The sequence below is a fragment of the Burkholderia sp. WP42 genome (assembly GCF_000745665.1).
Taxonomy (GTDB): domain Bacteria; phylum Pseudomonadota; class Gammaproteobacteria; order Burkholderiales; family Burkholderiaceae; genus Burkholderia; species Burkholderia vietnamiensis.
Map to the genome: position 1 here is coordinate 58,529 of NZ_JQJT01000022.1, position 22,746 is coordinate 81,274.

The following is a 22,746-nucleotide window of genomic DNA, read 5'->3' on the forward strand; positions in this document are numbered from 1 at the left end:
CGATGCAACGCACGATTCACGCACGGCGCGCGCGCCTGCTGCCGTTCTTCGCCGCGCTGGCTGCGGCCGGGCTCGTCGCCGGCAGCGCCTACGCGCAGAACACGGGCGGCGCGACCGTCACGCCGGTCGGCAACGGCACGGTCGCGACGACGGCGCTGCCGTCTACGCCGAATGCGAGCGCCGCACCGGGGGCCGCGCCCGGCACGGCGTCGGGCACGGTCGTGCACGGCACGGCCGGCACGATCACGCCGCCGCCGGCGAACGCGACGCCCGGCCAGGTGGTGGCCGGCGGCAAGGTGCCCGACGAGGCGACCAAGGCTGCCGTGCTGCAGAAGCTGCGCGACACGTACGGCGCGGCGAACGTGGTCGACCAGATCGAGGTGGGCGACGTCGCGACGCCGCCGAACTGGAGCACCAACGTGCAGAAGCTGCTCGGCGCGCAGCTCAAGCAGATCAGCAAGGGCCAGTTGAAGATCAACGGCACGCAGATCGAGGTGAAGGGCGAGGTGCACAACGAAGCGCAGCGCCAGCAGCTCGCGAGCGACATGGCGAATTCGCTGAACCCGACCTACACGATCAAGAACGGGCTGCGCGTGTCGGCGTCCGAACAGGGCGTGCTCGACCAGACGCTCGCGAACCGCACGATCGAGTTCGAGACCGGCAGCGCGACGCTGACGCCGCAAGGCAAGCAGATTCTCGATCAGATGGCGGCGGCGCTGGCGAAGATGCAGAACCGCACGGTCGACATCATCGGGCACACCGACAACTCCGGGAACCGGACCTCGAACATCGCGCTGAGCCAGGCGCGCGCGGATGCGGTGAAGGGCTATCTGATCACGAAGGGCATCCAGCCTCAGCAGATGACGACGACGGGCGTCGGGCCGGATCAGCCGATCGCGCCGAACGATACGGCGGACGGGCGGGCGAGGAACCGACGGATCGAGTTCCGGGTGGGGCAGTAGACGCGCGGGTGTGGGCATGGCGAGCCGACGGCAGGACGCCGGTGAACGCGGAACGTGGATCGCGCGGGCGCGATCGATGGGCCGCGTCCTGGTCAATGCACCGGTCCGCTGGTCGGTCGATCGTTCGATCCGGCCGTTCCCGTGAAAGACGCACTGCGCTGCCTGCGGTCGGCCGTTCTGCTGCTCGTTGGCGCGACGCTCGTGCTGATGGGTGCGGCGGACGCGATCGATTCCGCCATCCTCGTTCGCGCCCGTGCGTGGCCTCGCGTGCCCGCCGTCGTCGAGCGATGCGAGTTGTCGCTCCGGTATGGGAAATCCGCCGTGACCTGGGAGGCGCGCGCCGTGTTCCGGTATGGCGCGGAACGTACGCGGCAGTACGACACGACGTGGCGGCCGGCCGGGTCACCGGTGTATTCGCGTTCGGAAGCGTCCAAGCTCAGCCGCGAACAGTTCGGCGCATTCACCCATACGTATTGCAGCGCGGCCGCGACCGACGGGCTGCGCGTTTCGCCGATGTTTCCCGGCGTTGCTCGGCGTAACGATGCGGTTGTTGGCGGAGCATGGGTGCGTGAAACCGGATTCGCGCTGTTCGGTCTGGTTGGCGGGTTGATGCTGTGTGCGGTGAGCGTTTCGCTGTTGCCGTGGGGCGAGGATCGCAAAAAGCAGGCGGTGAAACACAAGGCGCGGCGAGCGCGGAGTCGCGTCAGCGGTTTATGACGCAACGTGCGAGCTCGCCGATAGCGTATCGGCGAGTCCGTAAAACCGCATCGCGCTACTGCGTCGTCTGTACGTGTGGCCGAGGTTTTCAGTGTCTCGAGGAACGCAGGCCACTCCGGCTCGCGTGGATTCGGTTCTGCTCCTGCCAGTACCGCATGTCGCTGCGGAACCTGAGGCTCTCAGGCCAAACGATCATCGCTCACGACTGCTCGTCGGGCCTCACGCCGAGCAGCTCGCGGATATGCGACAGCGATCCGTCGTCCTTCACGACGCTCTCCAGCCACTTGTGCAGCGGCATGTCGGCCCATTCCGCGGCCTTGTCCGCGAGATACGCGACCGGGCTGTGCGGCTCGGTCTGGCGGAAGTAACGCGCGACCGCGCGCAGCTGGTCGACGGCCTGCGCGCGGTTCTGGATGCCGGCGATCATTTGCGCCACCGGCGCACGCGAAGCGGTCTGCGTCTGCACATGGGTCTCCTCGGTGTGGAACGCGTCGCCGAAGCTCGGTTCGACGCGCTCCGGCTGCGCTTGCTGCGCCGACGGCGCGTGCGGTGCGCTGCCCGTATATCCCTGCTCGCGCGCGAAACGCTCGACGAGCCGATACACGGTCTCGAACGCATCGCGCGTCTGCCGAAAGCTCGGCGCCGAATCGCCCGCGCGTTCGACCAGCCGCTCCTCGAACGCGTCGAGCGCGAACTCGAACGCCTTCAGGTTCGCGAGCAGCGCCGTGTAGAACGCGATCGGCGTCACGCGCCGCGATGCATCGATCTGCTCGACCGACGGCTTGCCGCGCGCGATTTCCTCGGCGTGTTCGGGATCGCGCTTCACGGCCTGCGCCACATGCTGCGCGACCTCCCAGTCGAGCGTGGTGAACGCGTTCGACGCGCCGTCGGTCACCGCGACGCCGCGCAGCAGCTCGGCCGTGCGCCCCGACAGCCACGCGACGTTGCCGAGCCGGTATTCGACGTCGTCGCCTTCGGGCAGCGGATGCACGGTGTCCCAGTAGTCGCGGCACAGGCCTTCCAGCAGCGCATAACCTTCGGTGAGGCCGGTGATGCCGTCCTCGAGCGCAAGCGCCTCGGTCAGCCACACGGCGAGCCGCAGGTCCTTGGTGCGCGTGCGCAGCAGCTCGCCGGCATGGTCGACGACGAAGCCCCAGTCGGCCTCCTTGATGTCGGTCACCCATTCGCCCTGGTCGAGCGTCGGATCGTCATGGCGCCGCGCATCCTGGATCGCGTCGAATTCGTTCGAGAACAGCAGGTCGTCGCCGCTGGGCGACGCATCGCTGATCGGCGTCAGCAGCTCGGGGAGATTGATCGGCATGGTGGGTTCAGTTCGTCATTGCAGAGAGCGCGGCCGCGCTCATTCGACGGTGTACGCGAATTCGCCCGCGTCGTCGGCGCGCACGGCGATGCGCGCGATGGCCGCACCGTCGGCGATCCGGCCGAGCACGTGGCCGGCGATCTCGGGCAGCAGCGTGCCGTTCAGGATATGGTCGACGTTGCGGGCGCCCGAATCGACTTCGGTGCAGCGCGCGAGCACCGCATCGACGAGCGACTCGTCCCATTCGAACGCGGCCTTGTGGTTCGCTTCGATGCGGCGGCGAATGCGCTCGAGCTTCAGCTCGATGATCTCGGCCAGCACGTCGTCGGAAATCGGGTAGTACGGCACGACCTTCATCCGGCCGAGGAACGCCGGCTTGAAGGTCTTGTACAGCTGCGGACGCAGCGCCTCGGCGAGCGCGTCCGGGTCGGGCAGCTCGTCGGCCGTCTTGTTCAGGCACGCCTGCATCACCGCGGCCGACCCGACGTTCGACGTCAGGATGATCAGCGTGTTGCGGAAGTCGATCTCGCGCCCTTCGGCGTCGTCCATCGTGCCCTTGTCGAACACCTGGAAGAACATCTCGAGCACGTCCGGGTGCGCCTTCTCGACTTCGTCGAGCAGCACGACGGAGTACGGATTGCGGCGCACGGCCTCGGTCAGCACGCCGCCCTCGCCGTAGCCGACGTAGCCCGGCGGCGAGCCCTTCAGGCCCGACACGCTGTGCGCCTCCTGATACTCGCTCATGTTGATCGTGACCATCTTGCGCTCGCCGCCGTACAGGATGTCGGCCAGCGCGAGCGCCGTCTCGGTCTTGCCCACGCCCGACGGCCCGACGAACATGAACACGCCGCGCGGCTTGTTCGGATCCTCGAGGTTCGCGCTCGCGGTGCGCACGCGCTGCGCGATCGCGTCGAGCGCGTGATCCTGGCCGATCACGCGCGCACCGAGCAGCGGCTGCAGGTTCAGCACGGTGTCGATCTCGTCCTTCACCATCCGGCCGAGCGGAATGCCCGTCCATGCGGCGACGATCTCGGCCACGACGTGTCCGTCGACCTGCAGCGGCACCATCGGCTCGCCGCCCTGCAGCGCATGCAGCGCCGCGACGCGCTCGGTGAGCTTCTCGCGCGTGGCCGGCACGTCGACCGGCTCGCCGTCTTCCGAAGCGTGGCGCGCGCGGTCGAGCGTCTCGCGCAGCTCGGTGATCTCGGCGACGATCGCGCGCTCCGCTTCATAGCGCGCTTCGTCGTCGCTCAATTGCGCGAGCGCCGTGTCGCGCGCGCCGCGCAGCTCGCCGAGCCGCTCGTCGTGCGACGCGCCGCCGGCCGCTTCGCGCTCGAGCGACGCGATCTCCGCGTCGATGCGCTCGATGCGCTTCTTCGTGTCGTCGATCGCCGCCGGCGTCGCGCTGTGCGCGAGCGCGACCTTCGCGCATGCGGTGTCGAGCACGCTGATCGCCTTGTCCGGCAGCTGGCGGCCGCTGATGTAGCGATGCGACAGGCGCACGGCCTCGGTGATCGCATCGTCGAGAATCCGCACGTTGAAGTGCTTCTCCATCAGCCCCGACATCCCGCGCAGCATCGCGGCCGCGAGCGGCTCGCTCGGCTCCTCGACCTTCACGACCTGGAAGCGCCGCGCGAGCGCCGCATCCTTCTCGAAGTACTTCTTGTATTCGCTCCACGTCGTCGCGGCGATCGTGCGCAGCTCGCCGCGTGCGAGCGCCGGCTTCAGCAGGTTGGCCGCATCGTTCTGGCCGGCCTGGCCGCCCGCGCCGATGATCGTGTGCGCCTCGTCGATGAACAGGATGATCGGGTGCGCGCTCTTCTTCACCTCGTCGATCACGCTCTTCAGGCGGTTCTCGAACTCGCCCTTCACGCTCGCGCCGGCCTGCAGCAGCCCCATGTCGAGCACGTGCAGCGCGACGCCGCGCAGCGGCGGCGGCACGTCGTCCGCGGCGATCCGCAGCGCGAGTCCCTCGACGACCGCCGTTTTGCCGACGCCGGCCTCGCCGGTCATGATCGGGTTGTTCTGGCGGCGGCGCATCAGGATGTCGATCGCCTGGCGGATCTCGGCTTCGCGGCCGATCACCGGGTCGATCTTGCCGTCGCGGGCGCGCTGCGTGAGGTTCGTCGTGTACGTGTCGAGCGCGGGCGTCTTCGACGGGCCGGCCGCGGACGCGCCCGGCGCCACGTCGGACACCGCATCGCCGCCGTCGTCGCCATCGGGCTGGCGCGGCTCGGCTTCGCTCGAGCCGGCCATGATCTCGTCGAACTTGTGCTTCAGGTCGGTCACGTTCATTTCCGCGAACTGCGCGGACATCCGCTGCGCGAACTGCGCGAGATCGGGCGCGGTCAGCAGCGCGAGCAGCAGATGGCCCGAGCGGATCCGGCCGAGCTGCGAATCGAGCGACGCGATCAGCCACGCCTGCTCGAACAGCGCGATCAGATGCACGGAGAACACCGGCGTGCGCGTGTTGCCCGTCTTCAGCCGCGTGAGTTCGCGCTCGAGATCGGCACGCAGCGCATGCGGATCGACGCGGCTCGCGCGCAACGCGAGCGGCAGATCGCCCGTCGCCTCGTCGAGCAGCGCGATGAACAGGTGCTCCAGATCGACCTCGTAATGGCCGCGCGCCAGGCACGCGCTCGCCGCGCGTTCGGCCGCGTGCCGGCACAGCGGGTTCAGTTTCGTGATCAGGGTCTTCAGGGGCGTGCTCATGGCGTCGATCTCAGGTTCGATTGCTTGTTTGTTGTCAGTCAGTGAATCACGTGCAGCTCGTAGCGGGCGTCGGAGCGATCCTCCGCCGCGTCGCGCGTGCAGAGGAACGCGTCCCAGCCGAGCCGCGAGCCCGCGCCGAGCACGCTCGCGCCCACTTCCGTGCGCTTGAGCACGAGCTTGACCTCGTATTCGAGCGTGACGCCGGCGAGCAGCGTCAGCATCCGTTCGAGCGCGATCGCGTGCGGGCCGCCCGGCAGGAACGCCTCGTAATCGCGCTTGGACAGCGCGCCGACGACGATCCGCGCGCGCATGTCGCGCTGCCACACCCGTTCGCCGACCAGCGCCGTCGCGCCGAGCACGGCGTTGACTTCGCCGAGCACGCTCAGCTGATCGGGCGGCACGTCGTACCACTTGCCGACGAACTGGTCGATCTTCACCGGCACGCGGAAGTAGTCGGACAGCGTGCGCTGCAGGTACGCGGCCGACATCGGCCGATGCCGCGCGGCCAGCGCGTAGCCGGCGACGGCTTCGTCGAGCACGCCGCCCGCGCCGGCCGCGAGACTGTCGCGCACCTCGTCGCTCGGCACGCCGGCGATCGCGAGCAACAGCGGCAGATAGCGCTCGTCGCGGTCGAGTTCGTAATGGAACGGCAGCCGGTACTTCTTCCACGCAGCGTAGAACAGCGCGGTCGCGCGGTTCGAGAACACGTCGAAGAACGCGCGCGCCGCATGGTCGCGCTTGAGATGCTCGCGCGCGACGATCTGCTCGGTGTAGTGCAGCGGCAGCGCGCCCTGCCCGCCGAGCAGCCCGAAGAACGCGGGCGTCAGCTGGACGCGGCCGAGCTCGCCGGCGGCGAGCGCCGCGCCGCGCCCGTCGCTCGAATCGAGCGGCGTGCCGTCGTCGTCGAACGAGCGCGCGCCTTCGATTTCGCTCGGCGGGAAGCCGATCGACAGCGTGTTGCGAAACTCGATGCGCTGCGCGACGACGTCGCCCTGCCGCCACGCGCCGGGCGCATCGGACGCCTGCCGCGCGAACAGCCCCTCGAGCACGCGCACGGCCTGGAAGAACTCGAAGCGGTGCGGCTCGTCGAGCAGCGCGTCGACTACGCCAGGATCGATTCGCCGGTTCGGGGCTTGCATCGGATGATCTCCTCGCCGGTGCGCTTCGACACCACGACTAGTTGAACGAAACTGTTGAGGTGCACGTACAGCCCGAAGAAGCTGTCGAGCACGCGCACGAACGACGCGAGGCTCGCGCCGACGAAATGCTCCTCGTCGATGGTCAGGCGAATCTCGATGCCGCGCACGAAGGTGGCGAACGGCTTGCCGGGCAGCCACTGCACGGCGCCGCGCTGCTCGACGCCGGCGAGGCCGTCGATCTGGCGCATCGACACCGCGGTGCGCCGCAGGTCGTACAAGGTCAGCATTTCCTTGAGCGGCGCGAGCCCGTGCGCGACCAGCGACACGTGGTTCAGCGCGAGGTGCGACACGAGCCGCCAGTGCGCGGCGCGGCCGCGCTCGAAGCGCACGCTCTGCGTCGGACGCCGCAGCATCGAGATGCCGCTCGTCTGCGCGCCGCCTTCCTGGAACAGGTCGCCGCCTTCGAGGCCGAACGCGAGCATCGCCGGCAGGTCGCGGTTGGTGCAGGTGAGGTCGAGGCTCAGCGTGTCGGTTTGCGGCGACGTCGGCTCGAAGTCGATGTCGACGATCGAGATCTCCGTTTCGTAGCCGGGGCTCTTTTGCGCGACCCAGTCGTTGCGGCGCGCGAACCAGTAGTGGCCGATCCGCGCCGATTCGCCGTGATGCAGCGAGTAGAACGGCCGGAACTCGATCACCGATTCCTCGTGCGCCTGCTGCCTGACGAGCTTCACCGAATCGATCGAGTACACCTCGTACGCGAACGCGCGCCGCGCCTCGGCGATCACCGGATACGACACCGCGCGGTGCGTGATGCGGATCGGCTCGCCGTGCTGGCGGAACAGGTTGACGATCGGCGTGCAGAACAGCCGGAAATGGCTGGCCGTCAGCAGCTCGAGCAGGCGCGCGACATGCGAATCGCTGCGCACGTCCTGCAGCACGAGATGCAGCGTCGCGCGCTGGCAGCGGCCCGCCGCGCGCGCGATCGCCGCGACGTCGAAATCGACGAAGTCGAACTTGTCGGGAAACGCGAAGTATTCGGTCAGCAGCCGATAGGCGGGATGCGACTTCGCCGGGTAATCGATCAGCGCGTCGTCTTCGTCGAAGCCGGCCTGCGCGATCGGCAGGTTGCGCAACGCGGTCCAGCGGCCATTGCGCTCCGGCTCGACGTACGCGGCCAGCACGTTGACGAACAGGCAGTCGGTCAGCGCGGCGACGAACGACTGCTCGCCGTGCAAGTGCGCGCGCAGCGACGGCAGCTTCAGCGCGCCGAGGTCGAGCTGCGCGGCGAGCGATTCGAACGTGATCGAGATCACGCCCGTCGCGTTGGACGGCAGCACCGTCGCGCTCGGCGCGAGCGCGACCGGCGTGAAGCGTGCCTCGGAGATGCGGATCGGCGCGAGCGTCACGTCGTAGGCGGTGCGGAACCGGCATTGCACGCCGCGAATCGGGCGGCTCTTCAGCTCGGTGCCGCGCTGGATCACGACCGGTTCGGTCTGCTGGCCGGGCGAGGCCGGCGTGAACTGCGCGATCGAGCACGACGGGAACGGCCGCAGGTAGTGCGGATACAGCACTTCCAGCAGCGCTTCGGTGAACTCGGGGTAGTCGTCGTCGAGCTTCTTGTTGATGCGCGCGCCGAGCAGCGCGAACGACTCGATCATCCGCTCGACGTGGGGATCCTCGCAATGCTCGCCCGACAACGCGAGCCGCGCCGCGATCTTCGGATAGCGTTCCGCGAAATCTTGCGAATAGCGCCGCAAAAACGATAATTCGCGCTCGTAATACGGCAGCAATTCTTCCATCGACGACCCCGAAGCTCAATCTTTCCTGCCGGACCCTGGTCCGCCACCGGGCGGTCCGGCCCGCTCGGCAGCTTGATTTACTGCATTCTGGCCGCGCGTGCGCGCGTGACCGAATACTGCAGCGTCGACGGCTGCAGCATCGCGTCGAAATTCACCGGCTCCTCGGCCGGATGCACGACGAGCAGCGCCTGGATCGCGAAGTACAGCGCGTTGGTCGACTGCTCGTTCAGCTCGAACGTCACCTGCACCTGCTGCAACCGCGGCTCGTGGCGTGCGATGGCCTGCTGGATCGACTTGCAGATGAACGCGCGGTCATAGTGACTCGCGAGGCTCAGGCCCGCGAAGTCGTTCAGCCCGTAGGTGAGCACCGATTTCTGGCATTCCGGCAGCGCCGCCAGCTCGAGTTCGGTGTGCGCGATACGGGTGTTGAGGATCGCCTCGACGTCGCGGGCGACCGTGTTCTTGAGCTCGTCCAGCGACAATTGCCGCATCGCTGCCGAGGCCGGCAGGTGCGGTTCGTCGTCGAACAGCTTGTCGAGAAAACTGGGTTCGAAGCGTTTCATCGGTCGGCGTTCACAGCGAAAACGGCAACGGGACGCCAGGCGCCCCGTTGCCGCAACCGACCTTAGACCGCGTAGGTCTTGTCGTTCTTCGTCAGACTCCAGGCGCCCTGCGTGTTGCCGCCCTGGTTGCCGCCGATCTTCTGCTGGGTTTGCTTCCACTGCACGGCTGCGTACTTGAGCGAGAACGTCTCGATCGGCAGACCTTCTTCACGCACGCTCGGCGCGATGCTCGAGATGATCACGTACTTGAGCTTCACTTCCAGATACTGCACGCGCTTGCCTTCGCCGTCCGCGCGCGAGAAATGGACCGTGACTTCGTCGAACGTGGTGCCGCCCGAAGCGTGCTGATACAGCAGCGGGCTCGACGAATCGATCTCCTTCGTGAAGATCATGTCGCCGTGCTCGCAACGCGTCATCGTGTGACCGCCTGCGGTCGATGCCGTTGCCGAACGCGGCTGAACGATCGAGTGATCCCACGATTTCAGTTCGATCCAGCCCTGATGGTCCTTGTCGGCGGACTCGCCCTTCACCGCCGGACTACCAAACTGCATGTGCATATGTAACATGGCCCTTCGACTCCCCAAAGAGGTGGTTTTAACGTCCTACCCAGGCGGCCCGCCCGGGCGAATTGCTCGCTTATGAATTTGCCGGTTTGGGCAGATCAGCGACAAGTCGCAGAGAAATCGAGAGTTCGTCGAGCTGAAAGTGCGGGCGCAGGAACGCGACCGAACGATACGAGCCCGGCTTGCCCGGAATCTCCGATACTTGTATGGATGCCTCGCGCAGCGGAAATTGCGCTTTCTGCTCCTGCGATGCGTTGTCGTCAAGCAGAACGTATTGCGAAATCCACCGGTTGAGGAAAGTCTCCACGTTCTGCGCCGATGCGAAGCTGCCGATCTTGTCCCGCATCATCGCCTTCAGGTAGTGCGCGACGCGCGATACCGAGAAGATGTACTGAAGCTGGGCAGACAGGACGGCGTTCGCATTCGCGCTGTCGGTGCTGTACTTTTTCGGCTTCTGCACCGATTGCGCGGCGAAGAACGCAGCGTAATCCGAGTTTTTGCAATGCACGAGCGGGATGAAGCCGAGGTCGCTCAGCTCCTTCTCGCGGCGATCGGTGATCGCGATTTCGGTCGGGCACTTCAGCGCGACTTCACCGTCGTCGGTCTTGAACGTGTGGGTCGGCAAGTCCTCCACGAGGCCGCCGCCTTCGACGCCGCGAATCGCCGCGCACCAGCCGAAGTCGTCGAACGCGGCTGTCAGGCGTGCCGCGAAGGCCCACGCCGCGTTGCACCACAGGTATTTGTCGTGCTCGGTGCCGTCGACGTCCTCGACGAAGTTGAAGTTCTCTGCGGTCTGGCCGTCCTTCGGATTGAACGGCAGGCGACCGAGGAAGCGCGGCAGCGTGAGGCCGACGTAGCGCGAATCTTCGGCATCGCGGAACGACTTCCACTTCGCGTATTCGACCGTATCGAACACCTTGCCGAGGTCGCGCGGCTTGCCGAGATCGGCGAACGACTCGAGGCCGAGCAGCTCCGGCGACGCCGATGCGATGAACGGCGCGTGCGCGGCGGCCGCAACGTGCGACATCTGCTCGATGAAGTACATGTCTTCCGGCTGGCGCGAGATCTCGTAATCGCCGATCAGCGCGCCGAACGGCGAGCCGCCGAACGTGCCGAACTCTTCTTCGTAGACCTTCTTGAACAGCGCGCTCTGGTCGAACTCGCTCGCGCCCTTGAAGTCGCGCACGAGGTCGCGCTTCGGCGCGTGCAGCGCCTTGATCTTGATCGTCTGGCCGGTGTTGCTTTCCTTGACCAGATAGTCGAGGCCGCGCCACGTGCTTTCGAGGCGCTGGAACTCCGGCGCATGCATCACCGCGGACAGCTGCGTGGAGATCAGGCGGTCGAGCTCGGCGACCCGCGCGTCGATCGTCGCCGACAGGTTGTCGGACACGATCACCGTGCCGTCGAGCACCTGATGCACGAGTTCGCCGATCAGGTCCTTCGCGCGCGCATGCTCGGAATCGGATTTCGCGACCTTGCTCTTCTCGACGATGTCGTCGAGCAGCGAAGTCCCGGCGGCGTATTCCGCGCCGCTCGCTTGGGCCGCAGCCGTTTGCTGGTTCATCTCAACACTCCGTCGTCATTCGCCGTCTTTGTCGCCGCCGGTGCCCTTCGCGAGCTCCTGCAGCTGCTGCGTGTTCGTCAGCACCTCGGACAGCAGATCCTCGAGCTTGTCGTTGCCGGCAAGCTTGTTGCGCAGATCGGCGAGCTTGGAGCGCGCCTCGAGCAGGCGGCGCAGCGGCTCGACCTGCTCGACGACTTCGTCCGGGCTGAAATCCGACAGCGAGCGGAACTTCAGGTCGACCGCGAACTTGCCGCCGTCCGCGCTCAGGCGGTTCTCCACCTGAAACGCGGCGCGCGGCTCGATCGCCTTCATCACGTCGTCGAAGTTGTCGCGGTCGATGTTGACGAACTTGCGGTCGCGCAGCTTCGGCTGCTCGACTTCCGACTGGCCCGCCAGATCGCCGACGACCCCGACGACGAACGGCAATTCCTTCACCTCGATCGCGTCGCCCTTCTCGACCTCGTAGGTCAGCTGGACACGCGGCGGCCGTATCTTCTGCAGACTTTTCTGAATGCTCTCTTTCTTGGCCATCTCGACGGCTCCCAGGTTAGTTGTGGTTATCGCGTCAGTTGCGTGCTGTTGCGCTCAGTTGCGCAGCGCGCTGAACGGATCGGCGCCGCCCTTCTGCGCGGCGGCGGCCTGCGGCGGAGCCGACTGCGCCGGCGCTGCAGCCTCGGCGGCCGGCGCCGCGCCGGCCTTCGGACGATGAATGATGCGGCGCGACGTGCGCGGCTTCGCGACGCGTTGCTCCGGCGGGAACAGCGCGGATTCGCCGAGCGTGTCGCGCAGCTGCTTCGCGAGCGCCTGCGCGTCGGACTTCGCGTCGCCCGCGAGCGATGCATCCTGGCGCAGCTCGCCGAGCGACTGCGTCGCGATCCGCAGGCCCGCGACCGCGAGCACGCTCTTCGCCTGACGGTCGGTCGCATCGCGCTGCAATGCTTCCTGCGCGGCGACGATCGCCTGGCCGTAGTGATTCTGCGCGAACTGGATCTGCGCGATGCGCGACCACGGCTCTTCGCGCGTCGGGTCCGACTTCGCCAGTTGCTGGTACAGGCCGAGCGCCTTGTCCTGATCGCCCGACTTCGCGACGGCATCCGCATCGGCCAGCGACTTGTTGAATACCTCGGCGCTCGGCGGTGCGGACGGCTGGGTCGCACAACCGGCGATGACGCCGCAGGCCAGCACTACCCCAGAAAGTTTTGCGAAGAGACGGTCTTTCATCGTTATATCCACCGGCGCGTGAGTATTAAATTCGTTGAGAATCTGGTTCTTTTGCTTTGCAAGAAGCGCGCGGGTATAGTACCGATCAATTTTTCATAATTCAATCGTTGCGTGCAGAGTAATTCCTTTTAAAAGTGTGCGCCCCCCCTCGAAACGCCTTCCGCAATGGGCCGCGGACAGCCTTTCCAGCGAAGGGAATGCGCAACTTTTACTTGCTCCGTGGCGTGGCGCACCGAGGACGGAAAAAATTTCCGAAACACGCTGCGGCGCCCGCATGTTTAATAGTTGAAGGCCGATAAGCCGGGCATGCGCGCGATGCGCAGCAATACCGGCAGTTTTGACAGGGGAGTTAAAGGCGGCACGCCGGAAACACGATGAAATCGACCATGATTCGCTATGCGCTGCCGCTGCTCGCGAGCGCGCTGCTGGCCGGATGTGCGGCCGCCCCGTTGCTCGGCTCGGCCGCGAGCGCCGTGATGCAGGCCGCCGGCATCGGCAAGCCCGAGCTCCCGGATTCGCAGAAGCCGCCGCGCAACATCGGGCTTACGCTCGCGGCGGCGTCGAACCTGAACGCCGCGAACGATCGCAAGCCGCTCGCATTGGTGGTGAGACTCTACTCGCTGAAGGACCCGACTTCGTTCCAGCAGGCGCCGTTCGACGCGTTCACCGATCCGACCAAGGAAAAGGCCGCGCTCGGCGCCGATCTGCTGAACGTGCGCGAGATCACGCTGATTCCGGGCCAGCGCTATACGGCGACCGAAAAGGTGTCGCGCGAAGCGCAGGCATTCGGCATCGTCGCACTGTTCCGCGATCCGGCCATCCAGCGCTGGAAACTGACGTTCGACCCGGCAAAGTCGGAGAAATCCGGCATAATCATCGGCCTGCATAATTGCGCGATGACGGTCACCGATGGCACCGTGATCGCACCGCAACAGGGTGCGCCTTCGCAACCGCTGAATTTGCTTTCGTCGGTCACCTGCGGATAAGCATGACGCACGAATGTCAATTAACAAGAGTTAACAAATTGGCGATTAATTCGGGCACGACCAAATCGATTAGATCGCAACGCTACATTAACCGGATTTGACATGAGTTATTCGGCCAAGGTGCTGTGGGGGGAAGGGCTGTTCCTCCGGCCTCAACACTTTCAACGGCAGGACGCCTATCACGAGGCGCGCCTGTTCGAATCGATCCAGGCGATCCAGCCGTACAACTGGGGCTTGCGCTCGGTGCGCATCGATCGCGATGCGCTCGGCAGCAACGTGCTGCGCGTGGCCGAGCTCGCGCTCGTGTTCCCGGACGGCGCGCTGTATGCCGCGCCGCAGGCCGACGACCTGCCGCCGCCGATCGCGCTCGACACGCTGCCCGACGGCATCAACGAATTCGTGTTCTACCTCGCGCTGCATCCGCTGCGCGAGAACGGCACCAACTACAGCGACGATCCGGCGTCCGGCTTCACGACGCGTTTCGTCAGCGAGCAGACGAGCGTCGCCGACAACTTCACCGACGCGGCCGAAGCCGACATCACGTTCCTGAAGACGCAGGTGAAGCTGATCGCGCACAGCGAGCCGCGCGACCAGTTGCTGTCGGTGCCGCTCGTGCGCGTGCGGCGCACGGCGACGTCCGGCTTCGAGCTCGACGACAGCTTCGTGCCGCCGTGTCTCGCGATCGAAGCGTCGCCGATCCTGCACCAGCGGCTGCGCCAGCTGGTCGACGCGCTGCAGGCGAAGGTCAATGCGCTGTACGGCTTTCACCGCGAGCCGTCGAAGAACATCATCGAGTTCCGTTCGGGCGACATCGCGTCGTTCTGGCTGCTGCACACCGCGAACGCTGCGTTCGCGACGCTCGCGCATCTGCATCAGCATGCGGCACTGCATCCGGAGCGGCTGTTCCAGGAGCTGCTGCGCCTCGCGGGCCAGCTGATGACGTTCTCGAAGGGCTACACGCTCGCCGACCTGCCCGTGTATCGCCACGACGATCCGGGCCCGAGCTTCGCGCGTCTCGACCTGATGCTGCGCGAGCTGCTCGACACCGTGATCTCGACGCGCTACTTCGCGATCACGCTCGACGAAGTGCGTCCGTCGTTCCACCTCGGCCGCCTCGATTCGGGCAAGATCGACGACAAGACCGAGTTCTATCTGGCCGTGTCCGCCGACATGCCGAACGTCGAACTCATCGACGCGGTGCCGGCCCGCTTCAAGGTCGGTGCGCCGGACGACGTCGACAAGCTCGTGCTGTCGGCGATGCCCGGCGTGCGGCTGTCGTACATGCCGCAGGTGCCGCCCGCGATTCCGGTGCGGCCCGGTGCGTGTTACTTCCAGCTCGACTCGCGCGGCGCGCTGTACGAGCGCATGCTGCAGGCCCAGTCGGCGATGATCTATGCGCCGACTGGCATCAATGACCTGAAATTCGAACTGATCGCGGTCACATCATGAGCTACGCGCCTTCCCTGTTCGGCGACAACGCGCCGGCCCCGTTGCATACCCCGGCGTCGACCGACGCCGCGTTCCAGGCCCGCTCGCTGCTCGACCTGCTGTACGACGGGTTCTTCATGCTGTTCCTGCTCAAGAACGGCCGCGCGCCGGACAGCGCGAGCGAGTTCAGCACGAAGATTCAGGAATTCCTGTCGGACTTCGAACGCGGCGCGAAGAAGCTGAATATCGCGGCGGAGGACGTGTATGCGGCGAAGTTCGCGTATTGCGCGGCCGTCGACGAGATGGTGCTGTCGTCGCAGTTCAAGATCCGGGCCGACTGGGAACGCCGGCCGCTGCAGCTGGTGCTGTTCGGCGAGCAGCTCGCGGGCGAGAAGTTCTTCCAGTATCTGGAGGAATGCCGGGCGCAAGGTGCGGCGCGGCTGCAGTCGCTCGAGGTGTTCCACATGTGCCTGCTGCTCGGGTTCCAGGGCAAGTATCTGCTCGAGGGGCCGGAGAAGCTCGCTTATCTCACCGCGCGGCTCGGCGACGAGATCGCGCATATGAAGGGCAAGCGCGCTGCGTTCGCGCCGCATTGGCCGCTGCCGGATCAGATTGCACACCGGCTGAAGCGCGAGGTGCCGGTGTGGGCGATCGGTGCGGTGTTCGCGCTTGTGGCGCTGCTCGGGTATCTCGGGCTCAACACCTATCTGAAGGACAAGACGCTGCAGGCGCTCGCGCCTTATTCGCAGGTGATCAAGGTCGGGCCAGAGTCGGCGAATTTGACGATTTCGTTGCCTTGAGCTTGCGGTGAGCGGACGTTGTCGCGTTGGAGGGAAGGGCCGCTTGGCGGTCCTTTTTTGCTGTGGTGTCGGGCGTGGCGGGCGCGTTCAGAGAAGAATGAACTCGTCGTTGTCGACGTAGAACACGAACGCGTCGAGCAATTGCGCGATGCTTGGTTCGTCGACCTGATCATGCGCGTTGATGACGATGTCCTCGATCGTCGCGCTGTTCAAGGTCACGCGCCAACCTTCTTGTGGAGCGGTGGCGGGTGGCGTGGCGCCTTCGGCGTGAGCGGTGCCTTCGGCGAACTCGCCCTCCGTATCGAGCGTCCACGGCATCTGCGGCAAGCAGAGCCACCCGTGGAAATCGCCAGGGTGTTCAAGAATGTGCTTCAGCGACACGGTGGTCGCGGTGATCGTTGACATGGATGTTGCGGTGGTGACGGGAGTCGAATCGATGCGTTGGGCGATCGGGAAGGGGCGCGTAGGGGCTGCGGGGTAGCCGCTTGCGGCGGTGAGGGGGGATTATGCCAATTTCGTGTGCGGCGCGTGGGTTCGGCGGAGAGTGTCGGGCGGTTGGCTGAACCTGTCCGCATTTTTGTGGGCGAGGCGGTTGAACAGCACGTTATCCACGCGCCTGCATAAATCGCTCTCCGAACAGGATAGCAAACTGATTCATTGCTGATTTCCAGTCGAACGCGGACCGCACGGTCTTGGCCAGTACGTTGCGCAACGCCAGCCAGAGCAGCTTGATGGCCGCCTCGTCATTCGGGAAGTGACCGCGGGTCTTGATGATCTTGCGCAGCTGCATGTTCAAACTTTCTATCGCGTTCGTGGTGTACACGACCCGTCGAATCTCCGGCGGAAACACGTAGAACGGCGCGACGTGCTCCCACGCGCGTTGCCACGACTGCACGATCGTCGGGTACTTCGCGCCCCAAGGCCCGTCGGCGAAGTCTTGCAGCGCCTGCCGTGCCGCCTCTTCGCTGGCAGCCGCGTAGATCGGGCGCAGCGCGGCGGCGAGCACCCTACGATCCTTGTAGCTGGCATATTCGAGGCTGTTGCGGATCAGATGCACGATGCAGGTCTGAACGGTGGTCCGCGGATAGGCCGCACCGATGGCTTCGGTGAGCCCCTTTAGGCCATCGACCACGGCGATCAGGATGTCCTGGCAGCCGCGCGTCTTCAGTTCGTTGAACACCTTGAGCCAGAACTTGGCGCCCTCGGTCTGCTCGATCCAGAGGCCCAGCACGTCGCGCTGGCCGTCGGCCTGGATGCCCAGGGCCAGATAGACGGCTTTGTTGCTGACCACACCATCGTCACGGATCTTGACCCGCAGGGCATCGAAGAACACCACCGGATACATCGTTTCGAGCGGGCGGCTCTGCCAAGTCAGCGCTTCGGCCATCACCTCGTCGGTGACCGAACTGATGAAGTCGGGAGACACCTCGGTGCCGTAGCTCTCAGCCAGAAAGGCCTGAATCTCGCGCACGCTCATGCCGCGGGCGTACATCGCGATGATGCGTTCGTCGAAGCCGGTGAAGCGGCGCTCGTGCTTGGGAATCAGGATCGGCTCGAAGCTGCCGTCGCGATCGCGGGGGACTTCGACCCGAACCGGGCCCCGATCGGTGATGACCGTCTTGCCGCTGGCGCCGTTGCGCTCGTTGGCTTGCCCGGGCGGCTTGGACTGGCCCGACGGGTAGCCCAGATGCAGATTCATCTCGGCGCCCATTGCGCGTTCGATGACTGCTTTGTTGAACGCCAGCATCAAATCCTGGACCTCGGTCGGCGTCATCGGCCCCTTGACCAGTTGGTCCAGCAGTTCCTTGGGCAGTTCAGGCAGCGGCCCGCGGGCCGCTGCCTGACGCGCTACAGTTTGCCTTTTCTTCTTCATTGGCATATTCATGACTTTTACACCTCATGATATGCCTCGCCCACGAAATCGCGGATAGGTCCGATCGTAGTACCGGTGCCGATTATAGTGCAGGTCCGACCCAGCATCGCATGATTAGGCAGTTTGATTCATTCGTATTGCTTAAGCTCCTGCTTGATTAATTCGAGAAGTTCCAGTGGCGAAAGTAGCTGCCCTTTGCCTTCAGGCCCGGGGAACACAGCACATAGTCTTCGGTCCGTCTCCATCCCGGGTAACCATCGCGACATGAACTCGTCTAGGGCAATCGCTTTAGGATGGAAGTTCTTCCATTCGTTACTGGCACACATTGCCGAAAAGTCCTCTTCCGGCCAAAACGGAATCACCGTATGACCATCCGAGGTGCCGGTCGCCCATCCAGTATCGAATAAGCCCCAGACAACTTCTGAGTCAGCAACCTTCCGGACGAAATAATCACATCGCGCCTGGGTATCGAGTCGCAGAACGTTCTCGATCTTCTTCGGATGAGGTTTCATCAATATCCTCCAACCTGATGTTGGGTCTTATGGAGGACAGCATCTTGCAATTCGGAATGCCTATAGCAATAGCCATCTTTTGCTTCCGTCCCGCGCCCGTGAGCGAGCTCCATGCCGGGAGTTCTAGAATTACGTGAGTTGCCAGGCAATCTAACCGACGTACGATTTCCAGTGTCGATGTGCCTCATTTCGTTCCGAACCCAGCCCCTCACCCATCTGGGCTGCAGTGGGTCGTCCGCTAGTGCTTTCAGCCTTTCCTGCTTGTTCGAGCGTCCATGTGAGCCATCACAGCATATCGGACACGCAAGCTTCGACGCGAGCCCTAATGGATCGATCCACTCGACCGGATTCGGCGCATATTGATAGACGTTGATCCCGCCCGCAAGCCCGATCGGATCCTTGCTAACGAACCGACCACTACCCGGATCGTAATACCGATACCGGTTGTAATGCAGCCCCGTCTCATCATCCCCCCACTGCCCCTGAAACCGCAGCGCATTCTTCGCCACGATCCCCGTCGCCTTCGACGCGCGCGCGATCACCTCCCGCGCTTCACCCCACGCCTTGTACGACGCTTCCCACACAACGTCACCGTCGTCATCGGTCAGCAACTGCGGCGTCCCGATCTGGTCGCAGTGGTAGTAAAACACTGCCGCGTCGCCCCGCCGCTCCGGCATTTTCTGTAGCGGATCCTCCTCCGGCACATAGCGATCGGTGCTCTTCCACTGCGGCGTCGCAATACCCTCCACCGGCTCCGCAACATACTGCGCCAGCGGCACGAACGTCCGCGGCTCGTACAGATAGTGCGTACCGCGCTCGCCGTCGCTCTCGTACGCCAGCGTGTCACCATCCCAACCGAACACCGTCCGCTCGCCGTTCACCTCCTTCGCAATACGCCGGCCGAACGCGTCATAGAAATACCGCGCCTCGCTCTGCCGAGACGTCTCCGCAACACGCGCGGACAGCAAGCGATTGAACTCATCCCACTCGTATTGCTGCTCGCCCACCGGCGTCCGCTTGCGCACCAAATTCCCGCGCGCGTCGTACTCGAAGTGCATCCCCGCATACGCCTTCAGCAGGTTGCCCAGCACCTTCGGCACCTCGACCGGCAACGTGCTTTCCGGCCGCACCGGGCTCGGACGCGATGCCGGCGTCTCGGCAGTCCGCACCGGATCGATGATGTTGCTCGCCGGATCGAACGCGAAGCGCTCCTTCGCCACCGGACTGATCGCCTCGACCAACCGTCCGACCGGATCGTACCGATAGTCGGTCCCGCCCTTGCGGCTGTCCTCGATTCGCGACAGTTGTCCCACCGCGTCATAGCGATACCGCCGCTCGACCAGTGGCGCGGGCGCCGTCGACCGTTGAATCGTCTGCTGCAGCACGCGCCCCGCCGGATCGTAGTGCGTGCGCTGCCCCACCTTGCTCGACAGCACGCGCACCGTCTCGCGATGCAGATCGTCGCGCTCGAACTGCACGCGCTCCTCGCCATCGAGCAACATCCCGTGCACATGCCCCGAGCCGTACATCAGCCAGTCCACGACATGCCCGTCCGGCCGCACGCTCCGACGCCGGTTGCCGAGTTCGTCGTAGTCGTGATGCCACACGTAGCTGCGCTGTTCGCCGAACAGGTCGTATGCATGATGCTCGCGCACCAGATTGCCGACCGGATCGAAGAAGAACTGCACGCGGCTGTATCGATTCACCGCGTCAATCAACCGGCCGCTGCGGTCATACGCAAACCGCTCTTCGCTGTCCCCCGCGACGCGCTTCAGCAGACGGCCGTTCACATCGACGTCGACGGACGTCACGCAACCCGCTTCGTCCATCGATACGAGGCTGCCGCTGTCTGGATCGTATTGATAGCGCGTCGACTTGCCGTTGAACGCGACTTCCTCGATCAACCTCCCCGCCGGATCGTAGTGGAACTGGTACGTCGCGAAGTTCGCATCGGTGAGCGCCGTCAAACGTCCCAGGCGGTCGTAGCGGTAAGCGATCGTCTGCCCGAGCGCATCCGCGCGGCTCGCGATGCGGCCCACCGCGTCGTAGCCATAGCGCGTCGACCGATTGAGCTGATCGGTATGCGCGAGCAATCGGCCTTCGGCGTCGTACTGCACGTGCTCGACACCGGCCGGTGAGCGAATCTCGCTCAATTGGCCGCTCGCGCCGTATGCATAAGCGATCACGCCGCCGGATGCGTCCTTCGTCTCGATCACGCGGCCGATATCGTCGTACCGCCACTCCGTCTTCTTGCCGGAGCAATCCGTGTAGCTCGTGACCTGCCCGGCATCGTTGTACTCGAGCGCCTTCGAGCCGCCCTTCGCATCGGTGATCTGCGTCGGCAACCCCTTGTCGTTGTACGCGTACTTCGTCGAGCGCTCGAGCGGATCGATCTCTTCGACGAGATTGCCCGCATCGTCGTACTTGCGTTGCCACACGTGCCCGTTCGGATCGACGAGCCGGATCATCTGGTCCTTGTCGTCGTAGGCCATTTCGACGACGCTGCCGTCCGCGCGTTCGTGCTCGACAAGATTGCCGCGCGCGTCATACTCGCGCCGCTCGACGCTGCCGTCCTGACGGATATGCATCACCAGATTGTGATGCGCGTCACGCCGGAACCACTCCTGGTTGCCGTCCGGATAGACGATCCGGTACACGTAGCCATGAATGTTGAAGTAGTAGCGCGTCATATGACCGAGCGCGTCGGTCACGTAGGTGAGGCGGATATTCGGGTTCCACGCGAGACGCAGATCGAGGCTGCCGTCATCGGCATATTCGCGGATGCATTTCGCGTTCGCGTTGTCGTCGGCATCCGCGCCATCCCATTCGAGCGTCATCCCGCGGCCGGTGCGGTCGGTGTAGCGCGTCACGAGGTGACGGTGATACCGATACGTCCGCGCATTGCCATGACGATCGACCGCGCGCACGAGGTCGCCCGCGGTGTCGTACTCGTAGCTCGCCAGCGTCCGGCGTGCACCGTCCTTCAGCACATGCTCGATCCGTACGATCCGGCCATGTCGGTCGTGCTCGAATGCGAGCACGTTGCCGCTCGCGTCGATCAGCCGCGCAAGGCGGTCGAGCGCGTCGTAGTCGAGCGTGATCGTGTTGCCGGCGCGATCTTTCTGCATCGCCAGCCGGAACGCGTCGCCACGACGCTCGTACGCATGCAGCGCGTCATGGCCATAGGCGATCGTCACCCAGGTGTCGTCGAGTCGCGACAGCGTCAGGTTTTCCGACAGATCGTCGTGCACTGCGCCGGCCGCCAGCGCCGGATACTCGATGCTGCGTCCTTCCGCATCGCGATAGATCCACTGACCGTCCGCGATGTCGATCCGCGTCGTATAGGGCGTGATCCATCGCGCACCGAGCTCGCCGTCGTCATACGCGGAAAGCCGCGAACGGTACGTACGCTCCCACACGAGCGGCAGCGCGCCCGGCAGATCGAAATCCACGTGCGAGAAGGTTTCGTCGCCGAACGCGAAATCGATCGAAGCCGGCGACGCGCCGATGCCGCACGCCTTGCACGCGCTCTTGCCCGGACCTTCGGCCGGCGCTTGGCCGCTGGTCTTCTCGAGACCTTCCTGCCCGCGCGTCTTCTTTGCCTGGCTCGTCCCGGCAGCCTTGACGTCGGCCGTCTGCTCATGGAGCTTCGCGCGTGCCTTGACGCGCCCGACGGCCTCGATCAGCTGCAACACCAGCCACATCATCTTGCCTTCTTCGCTGCCGGCAAGCGAACGGATCGACGTCGCGATCTTCGGCGCCTCGGTCCGCAGGAACGTCACCGCGCCGCGAAACGGCTCGAGCCACGCGTCGGGCGCGAGCTTCGCCATCGTCCCGGCCGTCTTGTTGACGACCTGCTTGCCGAGCGCCTTGGTGCCTTCGTATGCGAACTGGATGCCATCGCCGACCCGGCTCGGGCTGTACCACGGCCGGTCGTCGGCCATCTTGGTGGCGAGCTGCTGCTGGCGCTTCAGGTTCGCGTTGGCGTCGAGCAGTTGCCCGTGCAGCGCGCGGTCCATGCCCGTCGCCAGCGCGAGCATGAGCTCCTCGGATTTCGATGCGCAGCCGTCCAGCAGTTCGACGAGGCCCGCCTTCAGCTTGTTGAGGAAATCCTCGATCTCGGTCGCGCACGTCGCGTTGACGTGCGTGACCAGCACGGAGATGATCGCCGCGCCGAGATTGCTGCGCGTGGCCAGCAACTCGTGACGCACGAGCGCGAGCAACGGGCGCGCCGACATCCGGAACGGCGCGAGCGTCGGCGGAATCGGGATGATGCCGAGCAGGTTGATCGCGAGGCTCATGTAGTCGAGCACCTGCCCGCCGCGCTTCTCGACGATCTCGGCGATGTCGCCGAGCGCATCGACCATCGCCATGATGTTGCCGACGATCGGCACCGCGCCGGCAAACGTCTTCACGTCTTCGAACGTGATGTGATTGCCGCTGATGCGGCGCAGCCATGCATCGAAGCGGTTGCCGACCGCCGCGACGTCCTTCGCCGAAACGTCACTGAGCCAGGTGACGGCTTCTTCCTTCTCGGCGCCGGGTGGAAGTTGTTGTGCCATGTCGTGGTTCGTTCAATTCGTTTT

Annotated in this window: 18 protein-coding genes; 5 read left to right on the forward strand and 13 right to left on the reverse strand. The window is 65.2% G+C overall.

What is annotated here, in order from left to right:
* The first annotated feature begins 2 nt into the window (after positions 1-2).
* Together EX20_RS14545 and EX20_RS14550 are read left to right on the forward strand one after the other, a co-directional pair.
* Positions 3-962, forward strand: coding sequence for an OmpA family protein (locus tag EX20_RS14545; protein WP_014722347.1), 960 nt, complete (start codon positions 3-5; stop codon positions 960-962).
* A 141-nt stretch (positions 963-1,103) separates the two neighbouring features.
* The gene (locus EX20_RS14550) at positions 1,104-1,679 is read left to right on the forward strand and encodes a hypothetical protein (protein ID WP_034194015.1); all 576 of its coding nucleotides are present in this window, start codon (positions 1,104-1,106) and stop codon (positions 1,677-1,679) included.
* A 199-nt stretch (positions 1,680-1,878) separates the two neighbouring features.
* Here the strand turns inward: EX20_RS14550 and tssA are convergent, their stop codons facing one another.
* The 9 genes from tssA to EX20_RS14595 all read right to left on the reverse strand — a co-directional run bounded on the left by tssA (position 1,879) and on the right by EX20_RS14595 (position 12,561).
* Positions 1,879-3,000 carry a type VI secretion system protein TssA gene (gene tssA, locus EX20_RS14555; RefSeq protein ID WP_011883111.1) on the reverse strand — a complete coding sequence of 374 codons (1,122 nt, stop codon included), beginning with the start codon at positions 2,998-3,000 and terminating at the stop codon, positions 1,879-1,881.
* 39 nt (positions 3,001-3,039) lie between these two features.
* On the reverse strand, positions 3,040-5,712 hold the full coding sequence (gene tssH, locus EX20_RS14560; protein WP_034193985.1) for a type VI secretion system ATPase TssH: 2,673 nt from the start codon (positions 5,710-5,712) through the stop codon (positions 3,040-3,042).
* A 38-nt stretch (positions 5,713-5,750) separates the two neighbouring features.
* On the reverse strand, positions 5,751-6,851 hold the full coding sequence (gene tssG / locus EX20_RS14565) for a type VI secretion system baseplate subunit TssG (RefSeq protein ID WP_034193986.1): 1,101 nt from the start codon (positions 6,849-6,851) through the stop codon (positions 5,751-5,753).
* Positions 6,815-8,650: a type VI secretion system baseplate subunit TssF gene (gene tssF / locus EX20_RS14570; protein ID WP_014722341.1), complete on the reverse strand. Its 1,836-nt coding sequence runs from the start codon at positions 8,648-8,650 to the stop codon at positions 6,815-6,817. Before tssF ends, tssG begins: the two co-directional genes overlap by 37 nt.
* A gap of 77 nt (positions 8,651-8,727) precedes the next feature.
* Positions 8,728-9,213, reverse strand: coding sequence for a type VI secretion system baseplate subunit TssE (gene tssE, locus EX20_RS14575; RefSeq protein ID WP_011883107.1), 486 nt, complete (start codon positions 9,211-9,213; stop codon positions 8,728-8,730).
* Between the two features lie 62 nt (positions 9,214-9,275).
* On the reverse strand, positions 9,276-9,779 hold the full coding sequence (locus EX20_RS14580) for an Hcp family type VI secretion system effector (RefSeq protein ID WP_011883106.1): 504 nt from the start codon (positions 9,777-9,779) through the stop codon (positions 9,276-9,278).
* A 70-nt stretch (positions 9,780-9,849) separates the two neighbouring features.
* Positions 9,850-11,340, reverse strand: a complete 1,491-nt coding sequence (tssC, locus tag EX20_RS14585; RefSeq protein WP_011883105.1) for a type VI secretion system contractile sheath large subunit — start codon at positions 11,338-11,340, stop codon at positions 9,850-9,852.
* 15 nt (positions 11,341-11,355) lie between these two features.
* A complete protein-coding gene (gene tssB / locus EX20_RS14590; protein ID WP_011883104.1) occupies positions 11,356-11,871 on the reverse strand; it encodes a type VI secretion system contractile sheath small subunit in 516 nt (171 codons plus the stop codon).
* A 54-nt stretch (positions 11,872-11,925) separates the two neighbouring features.
* The gene (locus EX20_RS14595) at positions 11,926-12,561 is read right to left on the reverse strand and encodes a tetratricopeptide repeat protein (protein ID WP_011883103.1); all 636 of its coding nucleotides are present in this window, start codon (positions 12,559-12,561) and stop codon (positions 11,926-11,928) included.
* A 386-nt stretch (positions 12,562-12,947) separates the two neighbouring features.
* On the opposite strand from EX20_RS14595, the gene tssJ reads away from it, so the two are divergent.
* From tssJ to icmH, 3 genes are all read left to right on the forward strand, one after another.
* The gene (gene tssJ / locus EX20_RS14600) at positions 12,948-13,547 is read left to right on the forward strand and encodes a type VI secretion system lipoprotein TssJ (RefSeq protein WP_172820452.1); all 600 of its coding nucleotides are present in this window, start codon (positions 12,948-12,950) and stop codon (positions 13,545-13,547) included.
* 102 nt (positions 13,548-13,649) lie between these two features.
* Entirely contained in the window at positions 13,650-14,996 is a 1,347-nt protein-coding gene (gene tssK, locus EX20_RS14605; RefSeq protein WP_011883101.1) for a type VI secretion system baseplate subunit TssK, read from the forward strand.
* Positions 14,993-15,775 carry a type IVB secretion system protein IcmH/DotU gene (icmH, locus tag EX20_RS14610; RefSeq protein ID WP_011883100.1) on the forward strand — a complete coding sequence of 261 codons (783 nt, stop codon included), beginning with the start codon at positions 14,993-14,995 and terminating at the stop codon, positions 15,773-15,775. Before tssK ends, icmH begins: the two co-directional genes overlap by 4 nt.
* A gap of 87 nt (positions 15,776-15,862) precedes the next feature.
* Here icmH and EX20_RS14615 read toward each other — a convergent pair whose 3' ends face one another.
* From EX20_RS14615 to EX20_RS14625, 4 genes are all read right to left on the reverse strand, one after another.
* On the reverse strand, positions 15,863-16,180 hold the full coding sequence (locus EX20_RS14615; protein WP_034193987.1) for a DUF7716 domain-containing protein: 318 nt from the start codon (positions 16,178-16,180) through the stop codon (positions 15,863-15,865).
* A 199-nt stretch (positions 16,181-16,379) separates the two neighbouring features.
* Positions 16,380-17,654: an IS256-like element ISBcen18 family transposase gene (locus EX20_RS14620; protein WP_414629610.1), complete on the reverse strand. Its 1,275-nt coding sequence runs from the start codon at positions 17,652-17,654 to the stop codon at positions 16,380-16,382.
* A 122-nt stretch (positions 17,655-17,776) separates the two neighbouring features.
* Complete coding sequence (locus tag EX20_RS30740; RefSeq protein ID WP_072465506.1) at positions 17,777-18,160, reverse strand: DUF2750 domain-containing protein; 384 nt, start codon at positions 18,158-18,160, stop codon at positions 17,777-17,779.
* A complete protein-coding gene (locus tag EX20_RS14625; RefSeq protein ID WP_034193989.1) occupies positions 18,160-22,722 on the reverse strand; it encodes an RHS repeat-associated core domain-containing protein in 4,563 nt (1,520 codons plus the stop codon). The genes EX20_RS30740 and EX20_RS14625 overlap by 1 nt, the downstream gene beginning before the upstream one ends.
* Positions 22,723-22,746 lie beyond the last annotated feature (24 nt).

What these genes read in the sequence shown, in the direction of transcription:
- tssB (WP_011883104.1), bottom strand. Translation starts at nt 11,871, where the DNA reads ATGGCCAAGAAAGAGAGCATTCAGAAAAGTCTGCAGAAGATACGGCCG.
- EX20_RS14620 (WP_414629610.1), bottom strand. Translation starts at nt 17,654, where the DNA reads ATGCCAATGAAGAAGAAAAGGCAAACTGTAGCGCGTCAGGCAGCGGCC.
- EX20_RS14625 (WP_034193989.1), bottom strand. Translation starts at nt 22,722, where the DNA reads ATGGCACAACAACTTCCACCCGGCGCCGAGAAGGAAGAAGCCGTCACC.
- tssJ (WP_172820452.1), top strand. Translation starts at nt 12,948, where the DNA reads ATGATTCGCTATGCGCTGCCGCTGCTCGCGAGCGCGCTGCTGGCCGGA.
- EX20_RS14615 (WP_034193987.1), bottom strand. Translation starts at nt 16,180, where the DNA reads ATGTCAACGATCACCGCGACCACCGTGTCGCTGAAGCACATTCTTGAA.
- EX20_RS14545 (WP_014722347.1), top strand. Translation starts at nt 3, where the DNA reads ATGCAACGCACGATTCACGCACGGCGCGCGCGCCTGCTGCCGTTCTTC.
- tssH (WP_034193985.1), bottom strand. Translation starts at nt 5,712, where the DNA reads ATGAGCACGCCCCTGAAGACCCTGATCACGAAACTGAACCCGCTGTGC.
- tssE (WP_011883107.1), bottom strand. Translation starts at nt 9,213, where the DNA reads ATGAAACGCTTCGAACCCAGTTTTCTCGACAAGCTGTTCGACGACGAA.
- tssF (WP_014722341.1), bottom strand. Translation starts at nt 8,650, where the DNA reads ATGGAAGAATTGCTGCCGTATTACGAGCGCGAATTATCGTTTTTGCGG.
- icmH (WP_011883100.1), top strand. Translation starts at nt 14,993, where the DNA reads ATGAGCTACGCGCCTTCCCTGTTCGGCGACAACGCGCCGGCCCCGTTG.
- tssK (WP_011883101.1), top strand. Translation starts at nt 13,650, where the DNA reads ATGAGTTATTCGGCCAAGGTGCTGTGGGGGGAAGGGCTGTTCCTCCGG.
- EX20_RS14595 (WP_011883103.1), bottom strand. Translation starts at nt 12,561, where the DNA reads ATGAAAGACCGTCTCTTCGCAAAACTTTCTGGGGTAGTGCTGGCCTGC.
- tssA (WP_011883111.1), bottom strand. Translation starts at nt 3,000, where the DNA reads ATGCCGATCAATCTCCCCGAGCTGCTGACGCCGATCAGCGATGCGTCG.
- EX20_RS14580 (WP_011883106.1), bottom strand. Translation starts at nt 9,779, where the DNA reads ATGTTACATATGCACATGCAGTTTGGTAGTCCGGCGGTGAAGGGCGAG.
- tssC (WP_011883105.1), bottom strand. Translation starts at nt 11,340, where the DNA reads ATGAACCAGCAAACGGCTGCGGCCCAAGCGAGCGGCGCGGAATACGCC.
- EX20_RS30740 (WP_072465506.1), bottom strand. Translation starts at nt 18,160, where the DNA reads ATGAAACCTCATCCGAAGAAGATCGAGAACGTTCTGCGACTCGATACC.
- tssG (WP_034193986.1), bottom strand. Translation starts at nt 6,851, where the DNA reads ATGCAAGCCCCGAACCGGCGAATCGATCCTGGCGTAGTCGACGCGCTG.